General features: G+C 72.3%; 18 protein-coding genes. 9 read left to right on the forward strand and 9 right to left on the reverse strand.

The window, feature by feature from the left end; translation table 11 throughout:
• Positions 1 to 227 precede the first annotated feature (227 nt).
• On the forward strand, positions 228 to 2,147 hold the full coding sequence (locus ACFYST_RS00350) for an FAD/NAD(P)-binding protein (RefSeq protein WP_387858796.1): 1,920 nt from the start codon (positions 228 to 230) through the stop codon (positions 2,145 to 2,147).
• A gap of 11 nt (positions 2,148 to 2,158) precedes the next feature.
• Positions 2,159 to 3,556, forward strand: a complete 1,398-nt coding sequence (gene pcaB, locus ACFYST_RS00355; protein ID WP_387858798.1) for a 3-carboxy-cis,cis-muconate cycloisomerase — start codon at positions 2,159 to 2,161, stop codon at positions 3,554 to 3,556.
• A 115-nt stretch (positions 3,557 to 3,671) separates the two neighbouring features.
• Here the strand turns inward: pcaB and ACFYST_RS00360 are convergent, their stop codons facing one another.
• The 3 genes from ACFYST_RS00360 to ACFYST_RS00370 form a co-directional block, all read right to left on the reverse strand.
• Positions 3,672 to 3,953, reverse strand: coding sequence for a MerR family transcriptional regulator (locus ACFYST_RS00360; protein ID WP_387860039.1), 282 nt, complete (start codon positions 3,951 to 3,953; stop codon positions 3,672 to 3,674).
• A 1,018-nt stretch (positions 3,954 to 4,971) separates the two neighbouring features.
• On the reverse strand, positions 4,972 to 5,226 hold the full coding sequence (locus tag ACFYST_RS00365) for a hypothetical protein (RefSeq protein WP_387858800.1): 255 nt from the start codon (positions 5,224 to 5,226) through the stop codon (positions 4,972 to 4,974).
• A complete protein-coding gene (locus tag ACFYST_RS00370) occupies positions 5,201 to 5,887 on the reverse strand; it encodes a type III effector protein (protein ID WP_387858802.1) in 687 nt (228 codons plus the stop codon). The genes ACFYST_RS00365 and ACFYST_RS00370 overlap by 26 nt, the downstream gene beginning before the upstream one ends.
• Positions 5,888 to 5,996: 109 nt before the next feature.
• Between ACFYST_RS00370 and ACFYST_RS00375 the strand changes: the two genes are divergently transcribed.
• The 3 genes from ACFYST_RS00375 (at position 5,997) to ACFYST_RS00385 (ending at position 7,308) form a co-directional block, all read left to right on the forward strand.
• Positions 5,997 to 6,431, forward strand: a complete 435-nt coding sequence (locus tag ACFYST_RS00375) for an Hsp20/alpha crystallin family protein (protein WP_387636477.1) — start codon at positions 5,997 to 5,999, stop codon at positions 6,429 to 6,431.
• Between the two features lie 134 nt (positions 6,432 to 6,565).
• Positions 6,566 to 6,907, forward strand: coding sequence for an STAS domain-containing protein (locus ACFYST_RS00380; RefSeq protein ID WP_387858804.1), 342 nt, complete (start codon positions 6,566 to 6,568; stop codon positions 6,905 to 6,907).
• A complete protein-coding gene (locus tag ACFYST_RS00385; protein ID WP_387858805.1) occupies positions 6,904 to 7,308 on the forward strand; it encodes a DUF2267 domain-containing protein in 405 nt (134 codons plus the stop codon). The genes ACFYST_RS00380 and ACFYST_RS00385 overlap by 4 nt, the downstream gene beginning before the upstream one ends.
• A 177-nt stretch (positions 7,309 to 7,485) precedes the next feature.
• Here ACFYST_RS00385 and ACFYST_RS00390 read toward each other — a convergent pair whose 3' ends face one another.
• Positions 7,486 to 8,478: an alpha/beta fold hydrolase gene (locus tag ACFYST_RS00390; RefSeq protein ID WP_387858807.1), complete on the reverse strand. Its 993-nt coding sequence runs from the start codon at positions 8,476 to 8,478 to the stop codon at positions 7,486 to 7,488.
• 821 nt (positions 8,479 to 9,299) lie between these two features.
• Between ACFYST_RS00390 and ACFYST_RS00395 the strand changes: the two genes are divergently transcribed.
• The 3 genes from ACFYST_RS00395 (at position 9,300) to ACFYST_RS00405 (ending at position 13,509) form a co-directional block, all read left to right on the forward strand.
• The gene (locus tag ACFYST_RS00395) at positions 9,300 to 9,833 is read left to right on the forward strand and encodes a PH domain-containing protein (RefSeq protein ID WP_387858809.1); all 534 of its coding nucleotides are present in this window, start codon (positions 9,300 to 9,302) and stop codon (positions 9,831 to 9,833) included.
• A 366-nt stretch (positions 9,834 to 10,199) separates the two neighbouring features.
• Positions 10,200 to 10,622, forward strand: a complete 423-nt coding sequence (locus ACFYST_RS00400; protein WP_387858810.1) for a hypothetical protein — start codon at positions 10,200 to 10,202, stop codon at positions 10,620 to 10,622.
• Between the two features lie 121 nt (positions 10,623 to 10,743).
• Positions 10,744 to 13,509 carry a tetratricopeptide repeat protein gene (locus ACFYST_RS00405; protein ID WP_387858812.1) on the forward strand — a complete coding sequence of 922 codons (2,766 nt, stop codon included), beginning with the start codon at positions 10,744 to 10,746 and terminating at the stop codon, positions 13,507 to 13,509.
• 7 nt (positions 13,510 to 13,516) lie between these two features.
• Here the strand turns inward: ACFYST_RS00405 and ACFYST_RS00410 are convergent, their stop codons facing one another.
• The 4 genes from ACFYST_RS00410 to ACFYST_RS00425 all read right to left on the reverse strand — a co-directional run bounded on the left by ACFYST_RS00410 (position 13,517) and on the right by ACFYST_RS00425 (position 17,862).
• Entirely contained in the window at positions 13,517 to 15,496 is a 1,980-nt protein-coding gene (locus ACFYST_RS00410) for a hypothetical protein (protein ID WP_387858813.1), read from the reverse strand.
• The gene (locus ACFYST_RS00415; RefSeq protein ID WP_387858814.1) at positions 15,493 to 16,356 is read right to left on the reverse strand and encodes a protein phosphatase 2C domain-containing protein; all 864 of its coding nucleotides are present in this window, start codon (positions 16,354 to 16,356) and stop codon (positions 15,493 to 15,495) included. Before ACFYST_RS00415 ends, ACFYST_RS00410 begins: the two co-directional genes overlap by 4 nt.
• A 164-nt stretch (positions 16,357 to 16,520) precedes the next feature.
• On the reverse strand, positions 16,521 to 17,204 hold the full coding sequence (locus ACFYST_RS00420) for a VWA domain-containing protein (RefSeq protein WP_387636449.1): 684 nt from the start codon (positions 17,202 to 17,204) through the stop codon (positions 16,521 to 16,523).
• Positions 17,205 to 17,391: 187 nt separating this feature from the next.
• On the reverse strand, positions 17,392 to 17,862 hold the full coding sequence (locus tag ACFYST_RS00425; RefSeq protein WP_387636447.1) for a hypothetical protein: 471 nt from the start codon (positions 17,860 to 17,862) through the stop codon (positions 17,392 to 17,394).
• A gap of 244 nt (positions 17,863 to 18,106) precedes the next feature.
• On the opposite strand from ACFYST_RS00425, the gene ACFYST_RS00430 reads away from it, so the two are divergent.
• Entirely contained in the window at positions 18,107 to 18,874 is a 768-nt protein-coding gene (locus tag ACFYST_RS00430) for an SDR family NAD(P)-dependent oxidoreductase (protein ID WP_387858815.1), read from the forward strand.
• A gap of 12 nt (positions 18,875 to 18,886) precedes the next feature.
• On the opposite strand, the gene ACFYST_RS00435 is transcribed toward ACFYST_RS00430, so the two are convergent.
• Positions 18,887 to 19,333, reverse strand: a complete 447-nt coding sequence (locus ACFYST_RS00435; protein WP_387858817.1) for a MarR family winged helix-turn-helix transcriptional regulator — start codon at positions 19,331 to 19,333, stop codon at positions 18,887 to 18,889.
• Between the last annotated feature and the right edge of the window lie 14 nt (positions 19,334 to 19,347).

Below are 19,347 nucleotides of genomic sequence, written 5' to 3' on the forward strand. Positions count from 1 at the left end.
ACAAGGACAGGAGGGGGCCCAGTGGGGAACGTCTGCACGGTTGCGACGGAGCCGGACGTCCGGCCGAGCCGGTCGGTGCTTCTCGGATCGCATCGCATCAGCCCCGTGGACGGGATGTTCGTCACCCGGCGGGGACACCGGGGTGGGACGCGGGCCGGGGGCGCTCGCCGCACCGCCCCCAGGGCGGGCCGTGCCGTGCTGCCCGGCCGGGCGCGGTGACGGCGGTCATGACGGAGACCCGCATGCGAGTGGCCCTGATCGGTGCGGGCCCCCGCGGTCTGTCCGTACTGGAGCGGCTCTGTGCCAACGAGCGGATCAACCCCTCCCCGCGTCCCCTGACCGTGCACCTGATCGACCCCGACCCGCCGGGGGCGGGCAGGGTCTGGCGCACCGACCAGTCGCGGCACTTGCTGATGAACACCGTGGCGTCCCAGGTCACCGTGTTCACCGACGACAGCGTACGGATCGACGGCCCGGTGGAGCCCGGGCCGAGCCTGTACGAGTGGGCCCGTTCGCCGTACGGGGCCGAGGCCGACGTGCTGGCCGAGGCAGCCTCGCTGGGCCCCGACTCCTACCCCACCCGCGCTTTCTACGGGGCGTACCTGCGGGCCGTGTTCCAGCGCCTGGTCGAGCGGGCCCCGCGGCACGTCACGGTCCGGGTGCACCGCTCCCGGGCGGTCGCCCTCACCGGTGAGGGGTCTCAGCGGGTCCGGCTCGCGGACGGCGGCACGGTCGACGCACTGGACGCCGTGGTGCTGGCCACGGGGCACGGACCGGCCGTACTGGGCCCGGAGGAACAGCAACTCGCCGACACGGCAGCGGGATTGGGGCTGCGCTACCTGCCGCCGGGCAATCCGGCCGACGCCGACCTGAGTGTCGTCCGGCCGGGAGAACACGTTCTGCTGCGCGGCCTCGGGCTGAACTTCTTCGACCACCTGGCGCTGCTGACCGAGGGCCGGGGCGGCACGTTCACCCGCCGCGGCGGCCGGCTGGTGTACCGGGCCTCCGGCAAGGAGCCTGTGCTGTACGCGAGTTCGCGGCGCGGTGTGCCGTACCAGGCTCGTGGCGAGAACCAGAAGGGCGCCTACGGGCGGTACGTCCCGAGACTGCTCTCGGTCGAGTTCGTCAGCGCCCTTCGCCGGCAGGACGCCCCGCTCGACTTCCGTCGCGACCTGTGGCCGCTGATCGCCCGCGAGGTCGAGAGCGTGTACTACGGCGCGCTGCTGGACGTCCGCGACCGCCCGGCCGACCGGGGGCCGTTCACCGAGCTCTACCTGGCCGCCGAACGGCCGGAGCGGCGGGCTGAACTCCTGCACGCGTACGGCATCGACCGGGCGGACCACTGGGACTGGGAACGCCTGGCCCGACCGTGCGCGGGCCGGGAGTTCGGCGACCGGGCGGAGTTCCGGTCCTGGCTGCTGGAGTACCTGTCACAGGACCTCCGGGAGGCCCGCGCCGGCAACCTCCGGGGCCCGCTGAAGGCCGCGCTGGACGTCCTGCGCGACCTGCGCAACGAGATCCGGCTCGCGGTGGACCATGGCGGCCTGGCCGGCGACTCGCACCGCGAGGACCTGGAGCGCTGGTACACCCCGCTCAACGCGTTCCTGTCGATCGGTCCACCGGCCGCCCGGATCGAGCAGATGATCGCGCTGATCGAGGCGGGCGTGCTCGAACTCACCGGCCCCGGAACCACGGTGGGCGTCGACGCCGACCGCCGGGCCTTCGTCGCCCGTTCCGGCCGGGTGCCGGGGCCGCCGGTCCTGGCCACGGTGCTGATCGAGGCCAGGCTCCCCGAACCGGACGTTCGCCGGACCGCCGACCCGCTGCTGCGGCACCTGCTGGACAGCGGCCGGATCGCTCCCTACCGGACGTCGGGCGCCGGCGGTGACGAGACCGGAGGCCACGAGACCGGGGGACTGCACGTGACCGGCCGCCCGTACCGGGTGGTCGACGCCGACGGGAGGGCGCACCCGCGCCGGTTCGCCTACGGGGTTCCCACCGAGGGCGTCCACTGGGTCACGGCGGCCGGTATCCGTCCCGGGGTGGACTCCGTGACCCTGGGCGACTCGGACGCGATCGCACGCGCCATACTTTCGCTCCGGCCCGTGGGGCACCGGGAAACCGACAGGACAGGAGTCAGCGCGTGACACTTGAGACCGTGCCATCCGAGGCAGAGGCGGACACCGGTCTGCTCTCGCCGGTCCGGGCCGGCACCCCGATCGAAGGCGCGGTCGGCGACCGGGCCTGGCTCCAGGCGATGCTGGACGCCGAAGCGGCGCTGGCCCGGACCCAGGCCGGACTCGGAGTGGTGCCGGCATCGGCGGCCGAGGCCATCACCGCCCTCGCCCGGGTCGAGAACTTCGACGTACGGGCGCTCGCACTGGCCTCCCGGGAGACCGCCAACCCGGTGGTCGGCCTGGTCCGGGCCCTGACCGAGCTGGTGGCAGCCCGGTACCCCGAGGCGGCGGAGTACGTCCACTCCGGCTCGACCAGCCAGGACATCCTGGACACCGGGGCGATGCTGGTCGCGGCCCGCGCCCTGCGGATCATCCGGGCGGACCTGGACCGGGTGGCCGAGGCGCTCGCCGCACTGGCCGAGGCCCACCGGTCCACCCCGATGGCGGGACGCACCCTCGCCCTCCAGGCCGTGCCGACCACCTTCGGCCTGAAAGCCGCCGGATGGCGGCAGTTGGTGCTGGACGCCGACCACCGGCTGGCGCTGGTCGAGCAGACCGGTCTGCCGGTCTCGTTGGGCGGCGCGGCCGGCACCCTGGCCGGATACCTGGAGAACGCCCGCGCCGCCGACCCCGCCACCGACGACGACCCGGCCGGCTACCTCGACCGCCTGGTCGACGCCTTCGCCGCCGAGACCGGACTGGCCCGGCCGGTCCTGCCCTGGCACGCGCTGCGGACCCCCATCGCCGACCTGGCCGCCGCGCTCGCGTTCACCGCCGGGGCACTCGGGAAGATGGCGGTCGACGTACAGGTCCTGACGCGGACCGAGATCGGCGAGGTCGGCGAGCGGCCGGTGGCCGGACGCGGAGCCTCCTCCGCCATGCCGCACAAGCAGAACCCGGTGCACTCCACTCTGATCCGCAGTGCCGCACTCCAGGTCCCGGTCATCGCCACCGGTCTGACGCAGTGCCTGATCACCGAGGACGAACGCTCCGGCGGCGTCTGGCACGCCGAGTGGCAACTGCTGCGAGAGGCACTCCGGCTCACCGGCGGCGCCGCGCACACCGCGGTGGAACTCGCCGAGGGTCTGCAGGTCCGGCCCGAGCGGATGGCGGCCAACCTCGCACTGACCGGCAGCCAGATCGTCTCCGAACGCGTCTCCGCCGTCCTCGCCCCCCTGCTCGGCCGGGCAGCCGCCCGATCCCTGTCCTCCCGGGCCGCCGCGACCGCCGCGGCCACGGGCCGGGAACTCGCCGAGGTACTCGCCGAACTCCCCGAACTGAAGGACGTGTTCACTCCGGAGGCGCTCGCGGTGCTGTGCCGCCCCGAGGACTACCTCGGCGCCGCGGAACCACTGGTCGACCGGGCCCTGCGGCTCTGACCCCGGCGGGCAACGGTCGGCCGGTGCGCCGGAACGGGGGCTCGCCCCCGGGGGCGGCCTGCGGTGCGCGGCTGTCGCCCGCCGCGGGCCGGTTCTCGTTGCCCCGGCGGGCGGGTCAGGTGTCGGCGGCGGGTTCCTGGCCGTGCTGGGAGGAGCGCAGTTGCTCGTTGATGCGCAGGGCTTCTTCGAGTTGGTCCTCGAGGATGATGATGCGGCAGGCGGCGTCGATGGCGGTGCCCTGGTCGACGAGGTCGCGGGCGCGCATGGCGATCCGTAGCTGGTAGCGGGAGTAGCGGCGGTGTCCGCCCTCCGAGCGCAAGGGTGTGATGAGGCCCTGCTCGCCGAGGGAGCGCAGGAAGCCGGGGGTGGTGCCGGTCATCTCGGCGGCGCGACCCATCGTGTAGGCGGGGTAGTCGTCGTCGTCGAGGGAGTCGGGGGTATGCGGTCGGACGGTTGCCGTGGTCACTGCACCTCTTCTTGTTGTGTCGGTGGACGCGTTGAGGGGCCCCGGGGCGTTTCGGCTCCCGGGGCCCCGAAGGGTTTTACACCATCTGTCGGCCTGTGGCCGACTTCCTCATGTCCGCCTCGCCCCGAGAGAGGGGGCGTGCGGGGATCGCGTATGCGTGACCGGAAACCACCGTCCTTGCCTTGGGGTCTTCGGAATCCGCCCGGGTGATCTTCACGGGCCGGGCGATCCTGATGGCGCTCTGTGCCCTCCGTTCATCCTCTGGACTGGCCGATTACTGCGAACTGCGGGTACTTCCAACTTCCGGACTCCCAGCACGCGCGCCGGCAGCCTGGCGCCTTCACTGGGATACCGCGTACTGCGACTGCCGGTACTGCCCGACTCAACTTCACTTGCCGGTCATGCACTTACCGCACTGCGGTACCGCTCGGTGGCGGCCCCTGATACCTGCGGGCCACCTGGCCCGGTCGCCAGCCCCGTCGCCGTCCTGCACCTGCTGTGGCTCCGGGACTCCGCTACCGCGCCGTCTTTGCGTCACCTTCTTCACGCCCACCTGCCCGGCGTGTCCTGCGTCCTGCTGAACTGCGGTACCGCTCGGTCTGCGACCCCTGATACCTGCGGGCCGCCAGGCCCGGCCGCCGGCCCTGTCGCCTACTGCACCATCCGTGGCTTCAGAACCCTGCAACCGTGCCGACCTGTGCACTTGCGTACTGCTGCCCGCCAGTTCGTGTCTGGCGGGTACCGCTCGACCTCGTCTACGAGAGAAAAACTAGCCACGGTGCGCGGCAATGTCTACTCCAGCGAGCGCAGATTTTTCCGTGTCGGCGAGGTAGACAGTCTGCGCCCCGCGCGCGGGGGAGCGGCCGGTCGCCGCCGCTGGGGATGGGGGCGACCGGCGAGGGCGGGGCACGGGCGCCGGGTCGGACGGCTGCGGTGGCTTCCGGCCCGGTCAGGTCGGCCGGTTGTCCGCCGGTGTGGTCGGGGGGCTGCCCGGGGCGGCGGCGGGCAGCGGCCAGTCGGGATGGGCGAGCCGGCGGCGCAGGGCGTCGAGCCGGGCGAGGTGGTGGTCGAGGGCGGCGGTGACGGTGCTCGTGGTGGCGGCTACTCGTGCTTCCAGGTCTTGGATCCGGTCCAGGATGTCCTGCCAGCGCCTTTCGGGGGCGGCGGTGGCGACGGGGTCAGGCGCGGCGTCGGTCGCTGTCATCGCGGAGCTGGGTGGTGTGGTGGGTGAGGGTGTCGAGGCGGGTGGCGAGGTCGGCCTGATCGGTGCCGAGGTGGGGGCGGATGGCGGCGAGGGGCTCTATGAGGTCGGCGGGGTCGGTGGCGCCGAGGGCGGCGGTCAGCGCGGCCTGGGCGGAGTGGGCGCCGGGGGTGAGTGCGGTCATGGTGATCCGGGCTGCGAGGACCCGCAGCTCGGCGGCGTTGTCGCGGGCCCAGGCGGTGACCGTCCGGTCGGCGGCCCGCCGGTCACGGACCGCCTTGACGCGTTCCACGCCGGTGGCGGCCTGCGGTGTGCCACCGGCGGGCTTGAGGCGCAGGTAGCGGTTCTCGGCGGCCTGGCGGCTGGCGACGCCCATGGGCCGGGCGAGGTCGGCCCAGGTGGCGCCGGCCTCCCGGGCGCTCTCCACCAGGCCGGCTTCCCACCCGGCGAGCTGGGTACGCAGCTCGCGCAGCAGCATCAGGGCGGCCAGGGCCTGCTCGGGGCCTTCCTGCCCGTCAGGGGAGGCCGGGGGCCGGGACGCGGGGTCCTGGGCGGTGCGGACGGCGTCGTCGATGGCGGCCAGCGCCGCCGCGGCCGCCAGGAACGAGGCGGGCTCGACCGGCTGGGGAGGACCGGCGGCGGGTCTGCGGGGCTTCTCACTCATGAAGTCACTCTATACGCGACACGTGGACTTGTCATCGGATGGATGACGCGCTACAAAGGTGTCAGGTGAAGCGCACTGGCACCCATTCGATCAGTGGAGGTGTTTCGCGATGCTGTTGCGCACTGACCCGTTCCGCGAGCTGGACCGTCTGACCCAGCAGTTCCTGGGCAACACGGGGACCTGGTCGCGTCCGGCACCGATGCCGCTGGACGCCTACCGGGCCGGCGACGAGTACGTGATCTGCTTCGACCTGCCGGGGGTGGACCCGGAGGCGATCGACATCGACGTCGAGCGGAACATGGTGACCGTCAAGGCCGAACGCCGCCCGCGGCACCAGGGCGAGGACGTGAAGTGGGAGCTGTCCGAGCGCCCGCTCGGAGTGTTCTCCCGCCAGGTCATGCTCTCCGACACCCTCGACCCCGCCGGGATCACCGCCGACTACGACGCCGGCGTGCTGACCCTGAAGATCCCGGTCGCGGAGAAGGCCAAGCCCCGGAAGGTCGCGATCAGTCACGGCGGCGACCGCAAGCAGATCCAGGCCTGACCAACCCCCGGTGCCGTTCCGGCCGCCCCCTGATCTCTCCCCCCTCGATCGCAAGGGCGGCCGGAACACCCCCGACCCCCAACGGCCGGCCGCTTCCGCCCGGACCGGCCCACCCGCAGCGACGTGGCAACGCCATGAACGGCCAGAGCAACCACCCCTTCATCGTGCGGGTGGACGGCGAGATCGACCTCGACACCGCCCCCGCGCTGCGCCGTGCTCTGGCCGCCGCGCTCGAGGCGCACCGGGAGGTGGTGCTCGATCTGTCGGAGGTGACGTTCATGGACTGCGCGGGCCTGGGCGCCCTCGTCCGGGCCCGCAACCAGGCCGACCGCAGCGGCAGGCGCCTGATCCTGCGCGGAGCCGGCCGCCGCGTCGTCCGGCTGCTCGAACTCACCGGTCTGCACCGGCGCTTGGCCGTCGAGCCCCGAGCGGGCACGGTCGCGCCGGACATTGGAACGGAGGGAGAACCGCGGTGACTCTTCGATGGGAGGCGTTCCTGGACGAGGTCCGGGAGCGCGGCGAGTACGACACCCCGCAGGAGGCCGAGCGGGCCGCCCGGGTCGTCCTGGCCCTGCTCGGCGCCCACCTGGTCGGCGACGCGCGCGCGGAACTGGCCGCCCGCCTGCCGGAGACCATGGCCCTGATCCTGCTCAACCCCTTGCAGGCAGCCGAGCCGCTCAGCCCGGAGCGGTTCGTGCGCGCGACCGCGGCCTGGATCGAGGGAGCCACCGAAGCCACGGCCCCGTGGGACATCGGCGCAGTCCTGTCCACGGTGGCCGACGCCGCCGGCGACGACCTCACCAGGCGGATCCTGCTCCAGCTGCCACCCGGCTACGACCTGCTGTTCGGCCGCCCCACCGCACGGACACGCCCCTGACCACCCGCTCACGCCGCCGGTCCGCCGGCGGCCGGCCCCTGGAAGGCCCACGGTCATGACTCGACGCTGTGCTGGCCCTCCTGGGCTCCCAGCTCACCGGCGACGAACGCTGCGACCTCGCCGCAGTCCGACGTGTGGCGAACGGTTCGTCGGCGCTTGGGCGCCTCGGTGAGGTGGTCAGGGGCGTCCGAGGAAGTCGAGCAGCAGAGCGGTCAGTTCCTCGGGGTGTTCCTCGTAGATCCAGTGGCCGGAGTCTGCGATGGTCACGCCGGTGACGTCGGAGGCGTACGCCTTGGCCTGCTCGCCGACGGCTGGGCCGAGGCTGCCCGACGCGCCGATGGCGAGCACCGGCATCGGCAGGGGGGTCTGCCGGAACCGTGCGTTGTCCTGGATGTCCTGCGGGAACGCGCGGAACCACGCCAGGCTCGCCCTCAGGTGGGCGGGGTCGCGCAGGTAGTGGGCGTACACCCGGACGTCCTCCGCGGTGACGGCGCCCTTGACGCCCTCCAGGCCGTCGATGAAGCCGGCGATCCAGGTGGTCTCCCGGCCCCGGATCATGTCCTCCGGCAGGCCGTTGGTCACGTTGAAGAACCCGAAGTTCCACACCCCGGGGCCGTTCTTCGTCAGCGCGGGGAACTGGTAGATGCCGTCGTCCGGGATCGGGGCCTCGCTGAGCACCAACTTTCTTACCGTGGAAGGGTATTGCGCGGCGTACGAGTAGGCGACCATGGTGCCGATGTCGTGGCCGACGACCCGCACGTCCTGGTCCTTGCCGAGTGATGCCAGCAGCGCGTGGACCTCGGCGGCCATCGTCTTCTTGTCGTAGCCCGAGGGCGGGGCGTCGCTCTGGCCGGCGCCCGGCAGGTCGGGGGCGACGACCGTGTAGTGCTCGGCGAGGGCGGGCATGATGCGGTGCCACTCGTACCAGGTCTGCGGGTAGCCGTGCAGCAGTACCAGGGTCGGGCCGTGGCCGCCGATGACGTAGTGCAGGCCGATACCGGCCGCGACGGTGCGGTGCTCGCTGAACCCCGAGGGGAGTCGCTCGCCGGCGGAGGCGGGTTCGGGGGGCGCGGCGGCGCTGATCGCCGTCGCGCTCGGTGCGACGGCTGCCGCCGGAGCCGCGCCGAACGGTCGGCGGTGATTGCGGGTTCCGGGCCGGGAGAGTTCCACGCGGTGCTCCAAGGACGCTGAGGGACGACGGCTGACGGTGGATCGGTGGCCCCCTGGCGGGGCGGCACGGACCGGTCTTCGGGGGCGGGTGCTGAAAGGGCCGAGGAGCCCGGCGTCGATCCGGAGCGACTTCGACCATGGCGGCGGCGTTCTTGAGCGTGAACTCCTCGACTGCGGCGAGGGCGCCGGTGTATTCGGCGATCACCGGTGCGGCGGCCTGCGCCGGCATCGCCTCGAGGCAGGTCTCGAAGATAGCCCAGGCGTTGCTTGCGGGTCGTGGTTCGCGAAGCGCGGAGCGGGTTCCAGGTTCACCACGTCCTCGCCCGGGAGCGGCGAGGCACCCCGCTTCGCCGGCGGGGGAGTGCGCGTGGACGAGGCGCGTGACCTGTGCCGATCGTTCGCCCGCCGGGTCCGGACGCAGTGGCGGGGCGTCGTACGGACCGCCTGGGTGGTGTCGAAGGCTTCGAGCCGGTAGCGGGCGCGCTCGATCGCCGACGGTGGAGAGCGCCCGGTCCGCGCGCGCCGGCGTACGCGCGGGCGGGCCAGGGTCCTGATGGCTCGTTCGTCCGGGCCGGTTGGCGTGCGGGCAGTGGTCGGTGGGGCAGTGGGTGCTGGTGCGCCGGGCGGCGTCCGGCAGGAGGCTGAGCGTGGGGCCGGGCTCAGGAGGGCGGGGGTCCTGGCCTCGGCCGGGGAGGTTGCCTTCGCCCGTTCCCCGGGTGGCGAGGGTTCGTGTCTGTGGAGGGCGTGACGGCGAGGTGCTGGAGCGGCGGTGATTGGTAAGCCCGTGGGCGGACGGGAGGTGGTGTGCCAGGATGCACATCATGCTTACTGTGGACCGCCACCTCGCCGAGGACGAAGACCTCGTTTACGTCACCCGGCAGCATTGGACGCAGCTCGTCGGCGAGTTCGTCGTGCTGTGCCTCACCTGGGTCGTGGCGGGCGGGATCCTGTGGCTGCTGCCCAGCGGCGAAGGCTGGGGCAGGGTGGGAAGCTACGTGGTGCTCGCCGCGGCGCTGTTCGTCTCCCTGCGGTACTGGCTGATCCCGCTGATGAAGTGGCGTGGCACGGTCTACATCCTCACCACCAAGCGGCTCCACCTGCGCAGCGGCTTCCTGACCAAGACCGGTCACAGCGTTCCGCTCCTCCGGGTGAACGACATCTCGTTCGAGGCTTCGCTGTGGGAGCGGATCATCCGTTGCGGGACGCTCAACGTCGAGTCGGCCTCCGAGCAGGGGATGTTGACGCTGAGGCATGTTCCGGACCCCGAGGGCCTGAAGAACAAGATCTACGAGGCCATGGACGAGGCGCAGGAGCACCAGCACGGGTCCGACGGGATGACCTCCACGACCCGATGACCGGGGCGGCTCCAGCGGCCCCGCCTCCGCCGCGCCCGGGTGAATCGAGGCGTCGGCGCCCTGGCTGACGCTGTAGGCGCAGCCGACGATGGTGAACGACTGTGCGGCCGTGCTTCGGGTCCCCGGCCGGCTGCGGGCGCCGCCGGGATTGTCGGCAGGTGGCAAGGCATCGTGGGGGCAGACACCGCGGGGCCGAAGGTGCACCTGCGTGGCGGCCTCGATGTCGGACGGTGACGGGGCGCGAGCCGGTGCAGCAGATCTCCTGGACGACCTGGTCCGGCACCCCTGCCGGTTTGGAGTAACAGGCCCGGTGGCACGCGTAGTTGGCTAGCCTGGTGGGTGACCGGACGGCTGGGAGGAGACGTCGTGCCCGATGTGGATGTGATCGTCGGTCAGGTCGTGCCGGCGATCGGCGCAGCAGTCGGTGCCTACGGGGTGGAGGTGCTGCGGCGGACGCAGGATGCCGCAGCCGGGGCCACGGTCGGGCTGGGGCAGCGGTTGCTGGCCAGACTGCTGCACCGCGCCCCCGCGCCGGCGCCGTTGGAGGCGGCGGTGGAGGACCTCGCCGAGGACCGGCTGAACCCGGACGCGCTGGCCGCGCTGCGGCTGCAGGTCCGCAGGCTCCTGCTGGCGGACCCGGAGCTGGCCGCGCAGGTGGCCGCCATGCTTCCGCCGGTGCCGGCCGCTTCGCCAGTCCAGGCCGACGGGGAGCGGTCGGTGGCCGTCGGGACCAACCACGGCGGAAGGATCACCACGGGCGACAACTCGCCGATCTCGGGGCCGGAGTGACATCCGCCGGGCCCTGGCCCGGCACGCCCGTCGGGGCCACCGGCCAGCGAGCGGTCCTGATCGCCGGGTCGAACTACGGTCAGATCACCACGGGCGACAACTCGCCGATCTCGGGGCCGGAGTGACATCCGCCGGGCCCTGGCCCGGCACGCCCGTCGGGGCCACCGGCCAACGAGCGGTCCTGATCGCCGGGTCGAACTACGGTCAGATCACCACCGGCGACCACTCCCCGATCACCGTCACGCGGCTCCCGCCGCTGCGGGCGATCGACGAACTTCCGCCTACCGCGGGGCCGGTGGGGATCCCCGGCCGGGTGCAGTCGTTCGTCGGACGGCTCGACGCGCTGTCCCGAATAGCGCGGGCCCTGGCGCCGGGGCCCGGCGTGGTGGTGCACACCGTGCACGGTCTCGGTGGCGTCGGCAAGAGCGCACTGGCCGCGCAGTACGTGTGCACCCACGGCCACCACTACTCACAGGTCGTGTGGTTCACGGCCGACGACACCACCGCGATCGCGGCAGGTCTGCGCAGGTTCGCCCTCGCCCTGGAACCCGCCGCGAGCCTGCTGGCCTCCGAGGCGCTGGTCGAACGGGCGCTGGCCTGGCTGTCCGCGCACGATGGGTGGCTGGTGGTGCTCGACAACGCGACGGCGGCCGACAGCCTCGCTCCGCTGCTCGCCGGGATCTCCGGCTCCGGCCGGTTCCTGATCACCAGTCGCAGTTCGGTCGGATGGCAGCGGATCGGGGCCGACACGCAGGTGCTGGAATCGTTGGGCGCGGAGGAGTCGCTCCGCCTGCTGGCCGCGAGTACGGGCCGCGGACCCGCCCCGCCGCCCGGAGGCCGGGAGGTGTGCGAGGCGCTCGGCCACCTGCCACTGGCCGTCGTCCAGGCGGGCGCGTACCTGGCGCAGACCGCCACCGGGGCGCACGCCTACCTCCGGCTGCTCGCCGAGCAGCCCGTCGTGGCCTACAACAGGGGCGACGAGCACACCGACCCGGACCGGACCATCGCCCGGATCTGGCGCATCACACTGGACCGTGTCGCCGACACCCCGTTGGTCGGGGAGGTCCTGCGGGTGCTGGCCTGGCTCGCGCCGACCGGCATTCCCCGCCGACTGCTCGACGGCCTGGCCGCCGAACCGGAACTCGCCCACGCGCTCGGGCGCCTGACGGCATACAGCATGATCGCCCGCCGGTCGGAGGGGCCCGACGGGGGCGGCTTCCTGACGGTGCACCGGCTGGTCCAGGCGGTGGCCCGGACGCCGGATCCGGCGGATCCGCACCGGTCACCGGAGGCGATCGCCAGGGCCCGCGCGCGGGCCACCGGTCTACTGGTCGGGGCGATGCCCGAAACCACGAAGGACGTGCGTCACTGGCCCGTCTGGCGGTGGCTGACGGAGCAGATCGCGGCCCTGGCCGAACATGCGGACCCGGCCACCGACGACCTGAAGACCGCGGCCGCCCTGAACCAGGCCGGGATCTTCCTGGGTTCGCAGGGAGACCTGGCGACCGGAATCGCTTTCGTGAACCGGGCCCGGGACGGATTCCGGAGACTGACCGACCGCGCCGACCCGGACACTCTGGTCTGCACCAACAACCTCGCCGACCTACTGCGCGAGGCCGGTGACGCCAGGCGGGCGATCCGGTTGTTCGAGGACATCCTGGACGATGTGCGCCGGGTCTTCGGCGAGGAGGACCCCAGGACGCTGCGGGTGTGGACCAACCTCGCCGGCGCCCAACTGGCCGCCGGAGAAGCCCACCGGGCGATCGCCGTGCTGAAGCTGACCTTGGACGGCTACCGCCGGGTGAAGGGTGACGGGCACCCCGACACCGTCACCTGTCGTGAAAGCCTGGCTGTCGCGTACAGCGCCGCCGGAGACCTCGCCCGGGCGCTGCCCCTGCTCGACCGCAACCTCGCCGACTACGAGAGGATCCTCGGCCCCGACCACCCGAACACGCTGCACTCCCGCAGCAACGTGGCCACCGCGCAGCTCGCCCTCGGCGACAGCCGGCGGGCGGTTCCCCAGCTGAAGCAAGCCCTTGCCGACAGTCTCCGGGTCCTGGGCCCCGACCACCCGGACACACTGACGATCCGCAACAACCTCGCGGGCGCGTTCGCCGAGGGCGGGGACTTCGCACAGGCGCTCCCCCTGCTCGAACAGAACCTCCACGACCGCCGGCGGATCCACGCCGAAGACCACCCGTCGACCCTGCTGGCCCGTCACAACCTGGCCCACGCCCGACTCGACGCGGGCGATCCGGAAGGGGCGCTGGCGATGCTTGCCCCGGTCGCCGCCGACGCGCGCCGCGTCTTCGGCGAGGAGCACCCCACTGCGCTGCGCATGGCTTCGAGCCTCGCGAACGCCTACGACGCCGTCGCGGAGTACGGGATGGCGATCGAGCTGTACCGGGGGACGCTCGCCACCGCCGTCCGGGTCCTCGGCGAGGACCACCCGGAGGTGCTCATGATCCGGAGCGGCCTCGGCCGCACCTGCGTGATGGCGGAGGATGCCGAGTCTGCGATCCCGCTGCTCGAACAGACGCTGGCCGCGAGCCGGCGGGTGTTCGGCCCGGAGCATCCGATGACCCTGACGGCGCGCAGCGATCTGGCGACGGCGCGGGCCGAGTGCGGGGGCTACGACGCGATCGTCCAGGAGCTGGAACACCTCCTGGCGGACGTGCGGCGGATCTTCGGGGAGGAACATTCGCGCACGCTGGACCAGCTCGTCCTGCTCGCCGACGTCTACGACCTGGTAGGGCTGACCGATCGGGCCGTCACCGCGTGGCGCGCTGCCCGGGCGATCTCCGGGCGGGTCCGCGGCGAGGAGCACCCGGACACCAGGAGGGCCGCCCGGTGCCTGGCGGCGGCGCTGCGCGCGGCCGGGGGCTGACCGGGGCTCAGAGGTTCCGGTAGCAGACGGTGTAGGCCAGGTCGGTGTAGGTCTTAGGGGACCAGGTGCCCCAGCCGTAACGGCCGCAGAATCCCGGGGCGTTGTAGGTACTGGTCCGGCCGACGACGATCACGTTGGCCCGGTCGCAGGGGGCTTTCGTGAAGGTCGCGTGGTTGGCGGGGCCGGTTTGGGCCAGGCACTGGTTCACCACCGCCCGTCCCAGGTCGTCGGGATAGCGCATCTCCAGACAGAGCGTCACGCTCTGGCTGTCCAAGCGGGGGACCGGGAACTGCATGACCTTCTGGGCGCTCGGAGCGGCGCCGCAGAAATTGGCGTCGGCCGGCCCCTGGTGGCGTGCCAGGACGGTGAAGGCACCTGTCTGGCAGGACAGTTGGACCCACGAGGTGCCGGGCTCGCCGTACACGCACTGACCGGGCCGGGCGTAGTACGCGTCGCCGTGCTCGTACTGGTAGCTCAGGCAGAGGACCAGGTTGTAGCCCGGGTAGGAGAAGTTCCACGTGTCGGCGGGGATGTCGTCGCAGCGGCTCTGGTCCGTGGTGCCCTCAAAGACCCGCAGCACCTTGAACACCCCGTTGCCGCAGTCCGCCGGTTCGAGTCGGACGTCCTGCCCGCTGCCGTCGGCGCCGAAGCACTGACCCGCCCGGGCGGTCCGGATCGGGTCGGGCGGTGGCGCGGTCGGACTCTCGGCGGTCGGGCTCTCGACGGTCGGGCTGGGCGGATCCGGCGCCGGTCGAGTCGGCAGGACGGAGGCCGGCGGCACGATCGGCGGCGGCTCCGGGACGACGAAGTGGGACACCGGGGGTTGTGGGGCGGGGTCGGACCGCGGGGTGGAGTCGCCGTCCGACGAGCCGAACAGCAACGCTGCGGCGACCACGATTGCGAGCAGCCAGCCGACGGCCTTGCCGCGTTTCGGAGGCGGGACCGGCGGGACGGTGGTGGGTGGGGTCGGCGCGGGTGCCGGTGCACCACCCGGCCTCACCGGGCCCGGCCTCACCGGGCCCGGCCCCACCGGGCCCGGTCGTGCCGTGTGCGGTCGGGTGGGTGAGGTCGGCCGGGGTGGGGGCGGCGAAGGGGGCCGCGGCGACGGTGCGGCGGGCTTGGTCGAGGCGTTGACGAGGGCACGCTCCAGGGCGGGGAGCCACTCGCCGGGGGTCGGGCGCGCGTCCGGCCGCGACTGGCTTCCGGTGGCCAGGTCGGCCAGCTCGGGGTCGATGGACGACAGGACCCCGGGGTCCGTCGCGCTCTGGTCCCGGGCGATCAGCCGGATGGCCATCAGTCCGAACTTGAGGGCGTCGCTGTGCGGCGTCGCCTTCTCCTCCCCGTCGTGGCCCTGCCACTCCGGGGTCTCCAGCTGAGGCATCGCGCTGTCGCCCCGGAAACGCATCGCGTCGCAGTCGAGGAAGAAGCACGTGGCGGTGGGCCCGGTGGCGAAGAGCACGTTCCTCGGCGACAGATCGCCGACGGCGATGCCGAGTCGGTGCATCCGCTCCAGGGTGCGGGCCAGTTCCCGGAGCAGCGCCAGCCGGTCACGGGGGGTGATCTTCAGGCCGATCCGGGCCACGTAGTCGTCGCTGTTGAGCAGGAACTCGAAGTTGGCGGGTTTGCGTTCCGAACCCACCGGGCTGAGCCCCCGGTAGTCGAACCTGAACCGCTCGGGCACCTTCCGCATCAGGAAGCCGGTGACGGCGCCCTGATGGGTCACCAGGGCGTCGGGCCAGGCGGCATGTTCGCGCAGCCAACGGGCATCGTCGTCCGGCACCCCCGGGAGGTCGACCATGGACTGCAGCACCCCGGAGCGGAGGGAGGGCAGGACGGCCGGCAGGTACTCCTTGTAGACGGCCGACGCCAGGCCGGCCGGACGGCCGCGGACCGAACGGACCGAACGGACCACGCCCTGGCCGCCCTTTCCCAGCTCCGCGCCCAGGACGAGGTCGGAGAGGCTGACCGTCGGAGCCGGCGAGGTCACGGCAGGGGCCCCGGCTCGGCGACCGGCCAGAGAGCGATCAGTGTCCGGTCGTCGTCGAAGGTCTCCCGGGAGAAGTCCAGGACGTGTGCCAGCCAAGCGGCGGACGGCTCGGTGGCCAACTGCCGGGCGAACAGCGCGCCCACCAAGCCGGTGCCGTCCCCGAGCGGATCGCCGAATCCATCGGTGCCCACCAACAGGACCTGCCCCGCAGTGAGTTGACAGCCGGCCAGTTCCGCCGGTTCGGGGCAGCGGGGCAGCGGCACCACCGCGTTGGAGACAACCTCCGCGTCCGGAGCCGACTTGGGTGCGAACAGCGCGCGGTACGCGGCATGGCGGAGATCCAGGGCCCAGGCCCCGGAGTCGCCGACCCGGGAGAGGGCCACGTCCAGGCCGCCGGGGACCGGGCACGCCGTCCCCACCACGAGGGTGGTGGCGAGCAGCCGCTCCACCTTCGCCGGGTCGGGGGCCGGGTCGTCGAGCAGGGCTGCGCCGCGTTCGAGCAGGGCGGCGGCCGCGTCGCGCAGGACGGCGGCCCACTCGACAGGGCGCTGACCGGCGTCCAGTCGGTCGAGCACCGCTCCGAGCGCGGCCTCGCAGGCAAGCGCGGAACCGAGTTCGGGGACCTCGGCAGCCGACACCCCGTCGGCGACGGCGAACACGATCGTGCCCGAGGCGGCGTGCACGGCCGCCGCGGCCGAGTCCTGGCGCGGCTTGCCGTAGTAACGGTGGGCATTGCCGCGGACGGAGGCCATGCGCAGCTGCGCGCGGGGCGTGGACCAGCCGTCGGACTCGGTGTCCGCACGGTAGCTGCGCCCCTTGGGCGGCCTGGGCTCGAAGACGGCACCGGCGCGGTCGACCACGATCGGTGGCCAGACGGTCGGGTCGGGCGGCGCCTTCGGACGCGGCGGGATCTCCGGCCGTGGTGGCGTCTCGGGGCGAGGTGGTGTCTCGGGGCGAGGTGGTGTGAGGTCGACCGGCGTTGCCGGTGTCCGGGGCTGCGGGCGAGGGTTCGGCAGACTCATGGTCACACCATGTCAATGGGTACGCGCATGATGCTGGGGTCCGGCGGCTTGACGAGCAGTTCGCCGGCGCCCCTCGCCAGCGCACCGCCCGACTCCATCAGACTCTGCGTCAAGGTCTCGAAGAACCCGGTGATGGCCTTCCCCACGTTTGTCCCGGGAACGGCGACGAACGCGAAGTCGGGGCGGGTGGCGATCTCCGCGATCGTCCGCGGCTCGGCCTGGCCCACCCCGAACGCGATGATGTTCGGGGCCGCCCTGGTGATGCTCCGATCGACCAACCGCCCATGCGGCTCCCGCCACGACTCCCCATCGGTGGGGGCCCCGTCGCTCAGGAAGAAGACCACCGGTCGGTGCACCTGGTACCCCTCCTGCTTCAACCGGCGGACGTCGTCGGGGATACGCGCGAGCAGGTCCTCGAAGGCCGCGCCGTAGCAGGTCAGCCCCCGGATGACGAAGCGGGGCAACTGCAGTTCGTTGCGCACGTCGGAGAGCGGCAGGCGTTCCTCGACGTCGTCCGAGAAGCCCAGGATCGCCAGCCGGACCTTCGCCGAGATCATCGGTGCGCCCCGCAGCGCCTCGTGCAGCGAGACCAGGCCGTCTGCCAGTTCCCGTTCGCACACCGCCATCGATCCGGACTCGTCGGCCACCACGTAGGCGGGCAGCAACACGCCCCTGACATCTGGCATCGGTATTTCCCCCTTGCCGCATCCCCACAAGCTTCTGACAGTTGCAGTCGGGTGGCGAGACCGTGGACTCCGCGCACAGGACACCGCGAGGAATCCTCGGCGGCCGGCTCGCCCCGGAGAGAGCGGTCCTGGCGTCGCTTGCGACTCGGGACAGCTCGGCGACACGTGCCAGGCCGTCACCGGAAGCTCAGAAGCCTCCCGTGACGTATCGGGCTGTCGCACCTTGCAGGTACAACTCCACTTGGTCGCGTGAGAAGCCTTCGTGCTTGGCCGTGTACTCGGCGATCAGGCGGGACTGGTAGACGACTCCGTCGTTCACCTGGAATCGGGACTGTCCGGGCGGAGGAGCGCCGGGCCCGATCTGTTCCTTGACGAACACGGCCATCGGCTGCGGCTGAAGGGCCTTCAGTTCCGACGGATGGGCCTGTTGGAGTTGGACCAGGTAGGCGTGGATGTGCTCGACGGGCTCCGAGCCGTTGAACACGTACTCCATGACGTTACGCAGGAACGCGTTCAGCACCCCGAACATCGCCGGCCCGGCCGCCTGGACGTCGGCTTCCAAGTCCCTGGCCTGACCTCCTTCCACCACCATGTGATGGAGGACGCGGTGCGCGGCACGGGCCGCCAAGAACAGCGCTTCGTCTGACGACTTGCCCATGAGTCCCCCCGCCGCCCGGTTCCGCCCTGCGCAGGATGACACACGTCGAAAGCCTGGCACAGGGCATTGGCGGTCCTTCACCGGTTCTGGCGATCCGCCTATGCCTGAGGCAACTGCTCGGCACCATCGGGAGCTGAGTCCGAGCCCAAGCTCAGGGCGCCTCCGAAACCAGCCCGCTCCACCTGAGCCGCCGCCTCTTCGCCTGGATATTTCCGCAATCAGTGCCAAGGGCTACGGTGAGGCCATGCCCGAGCAGACACCTCGCAGATTCCATGGGCGGGTCGCCCTGGTCACCGGCGCCGCCAACGGCATCGGCGCTGCGACGGCCCGGCGGCTGGCCGCCGAGGGCGCCGCGGTGACCGCCGTCGACATCGACGACGACGCCGGCCGGGTCCTGGTCGATTCCCTCGTCCGGGAGGGCGGCCGGGCCGAGTACCGGCACGGTGACGTGTCCGCCGCCGCCGTGTGGGACGGACTGGCCGCACACGTCCGGGACCGCTACGGGCGCCTGGACGTCCTGTTCAGCAACGCCTACACCGTGACCGTCAAGCCGGCCCACGAACTGGCGGAGGACGAGTGGGACCGCCAGCTCGCGGTCACCCTGAAGGGATCCTGGCTCGCCGTGCGGGCCTTCGCCGACCTGTTGCGCGCGAGCGAGGGCTCGCTGGTTCTCGCCTCCTCGGTGCACGCGCTCGTCGGCATCCCGGGCCACCCCGCGTACGCCGCGGCCAAGGGCGCGCTGTGCTCGATGGGCCGTCAACTCGCCGTGGAGTACGGGCCCGAGGTCCGGGTGAACACCGTGCTCCCCGGCCCGATCATGACGGCGGCCTGGGACCGGGTGGACGAGGTCGGCCGGGCGAACAGCGTGGCCGAGACCGTCGCCAAGCGCTTCGGCCGCCCCGAGGAGGTCGCCGCGGCGGTGGCCTTCCTGGCCTCCTCCGACGCCTCCTACATCACCGGTACGACCCTCGTGGTGGACGGCGGCTGGTCCGCCGTCAAAGCTTCCTCCTGACGTGAGCGAAGATCAGTCGCGGCCGTCGCAGCGCACGTGCGGAACGAGGGTCTGCCCGTCGTGTCGCAGGGAGTGCTCCATGCTGCCGAGCAGCTTGGAGAGGGTCCGCTGTTCGTCGGCGTCGAGCGTTGCCAGTAGGCGCTGTTCGCATGCGCGGTAGTGGGCGAGGAGGTGGTCGACGAGGTCGAGGCCGTGTTCGGTGAGCCTGAGGTGGATGATGCGCCGGTCGTGGTCGTCGCGTTCGCGGATGATCAGTCGTTGCTGCTCCAACTTGTCCGCGCGGGTGGTCATTCCGGAGCAGGTGACCAGGTCGAGGGCGGCCAGTTCGCCGGTGGTCAGGCTGTGGGCGGGCCCGGCCTGGCGCAGGGTGACGAGCACATGGAAGCCGGTGGCGGTGAGGCCGTGCCGCTTGAGGAGGGGCTCCAGCCGGGTCTTCCAGAGGGTGGCTATCCGGTACATGCGGCCGAGTGGCT

This window comes from Kitasatospora sp. NPDC004614, assembly GCF_042873675.1.
In the GTDB taxonomy this organism is placed as follows: domain Bacteria; phylum Actinomycetota; class Actinomycetes; order Streptomycetales; family Streptomycetaceae; genus Kitasatospora.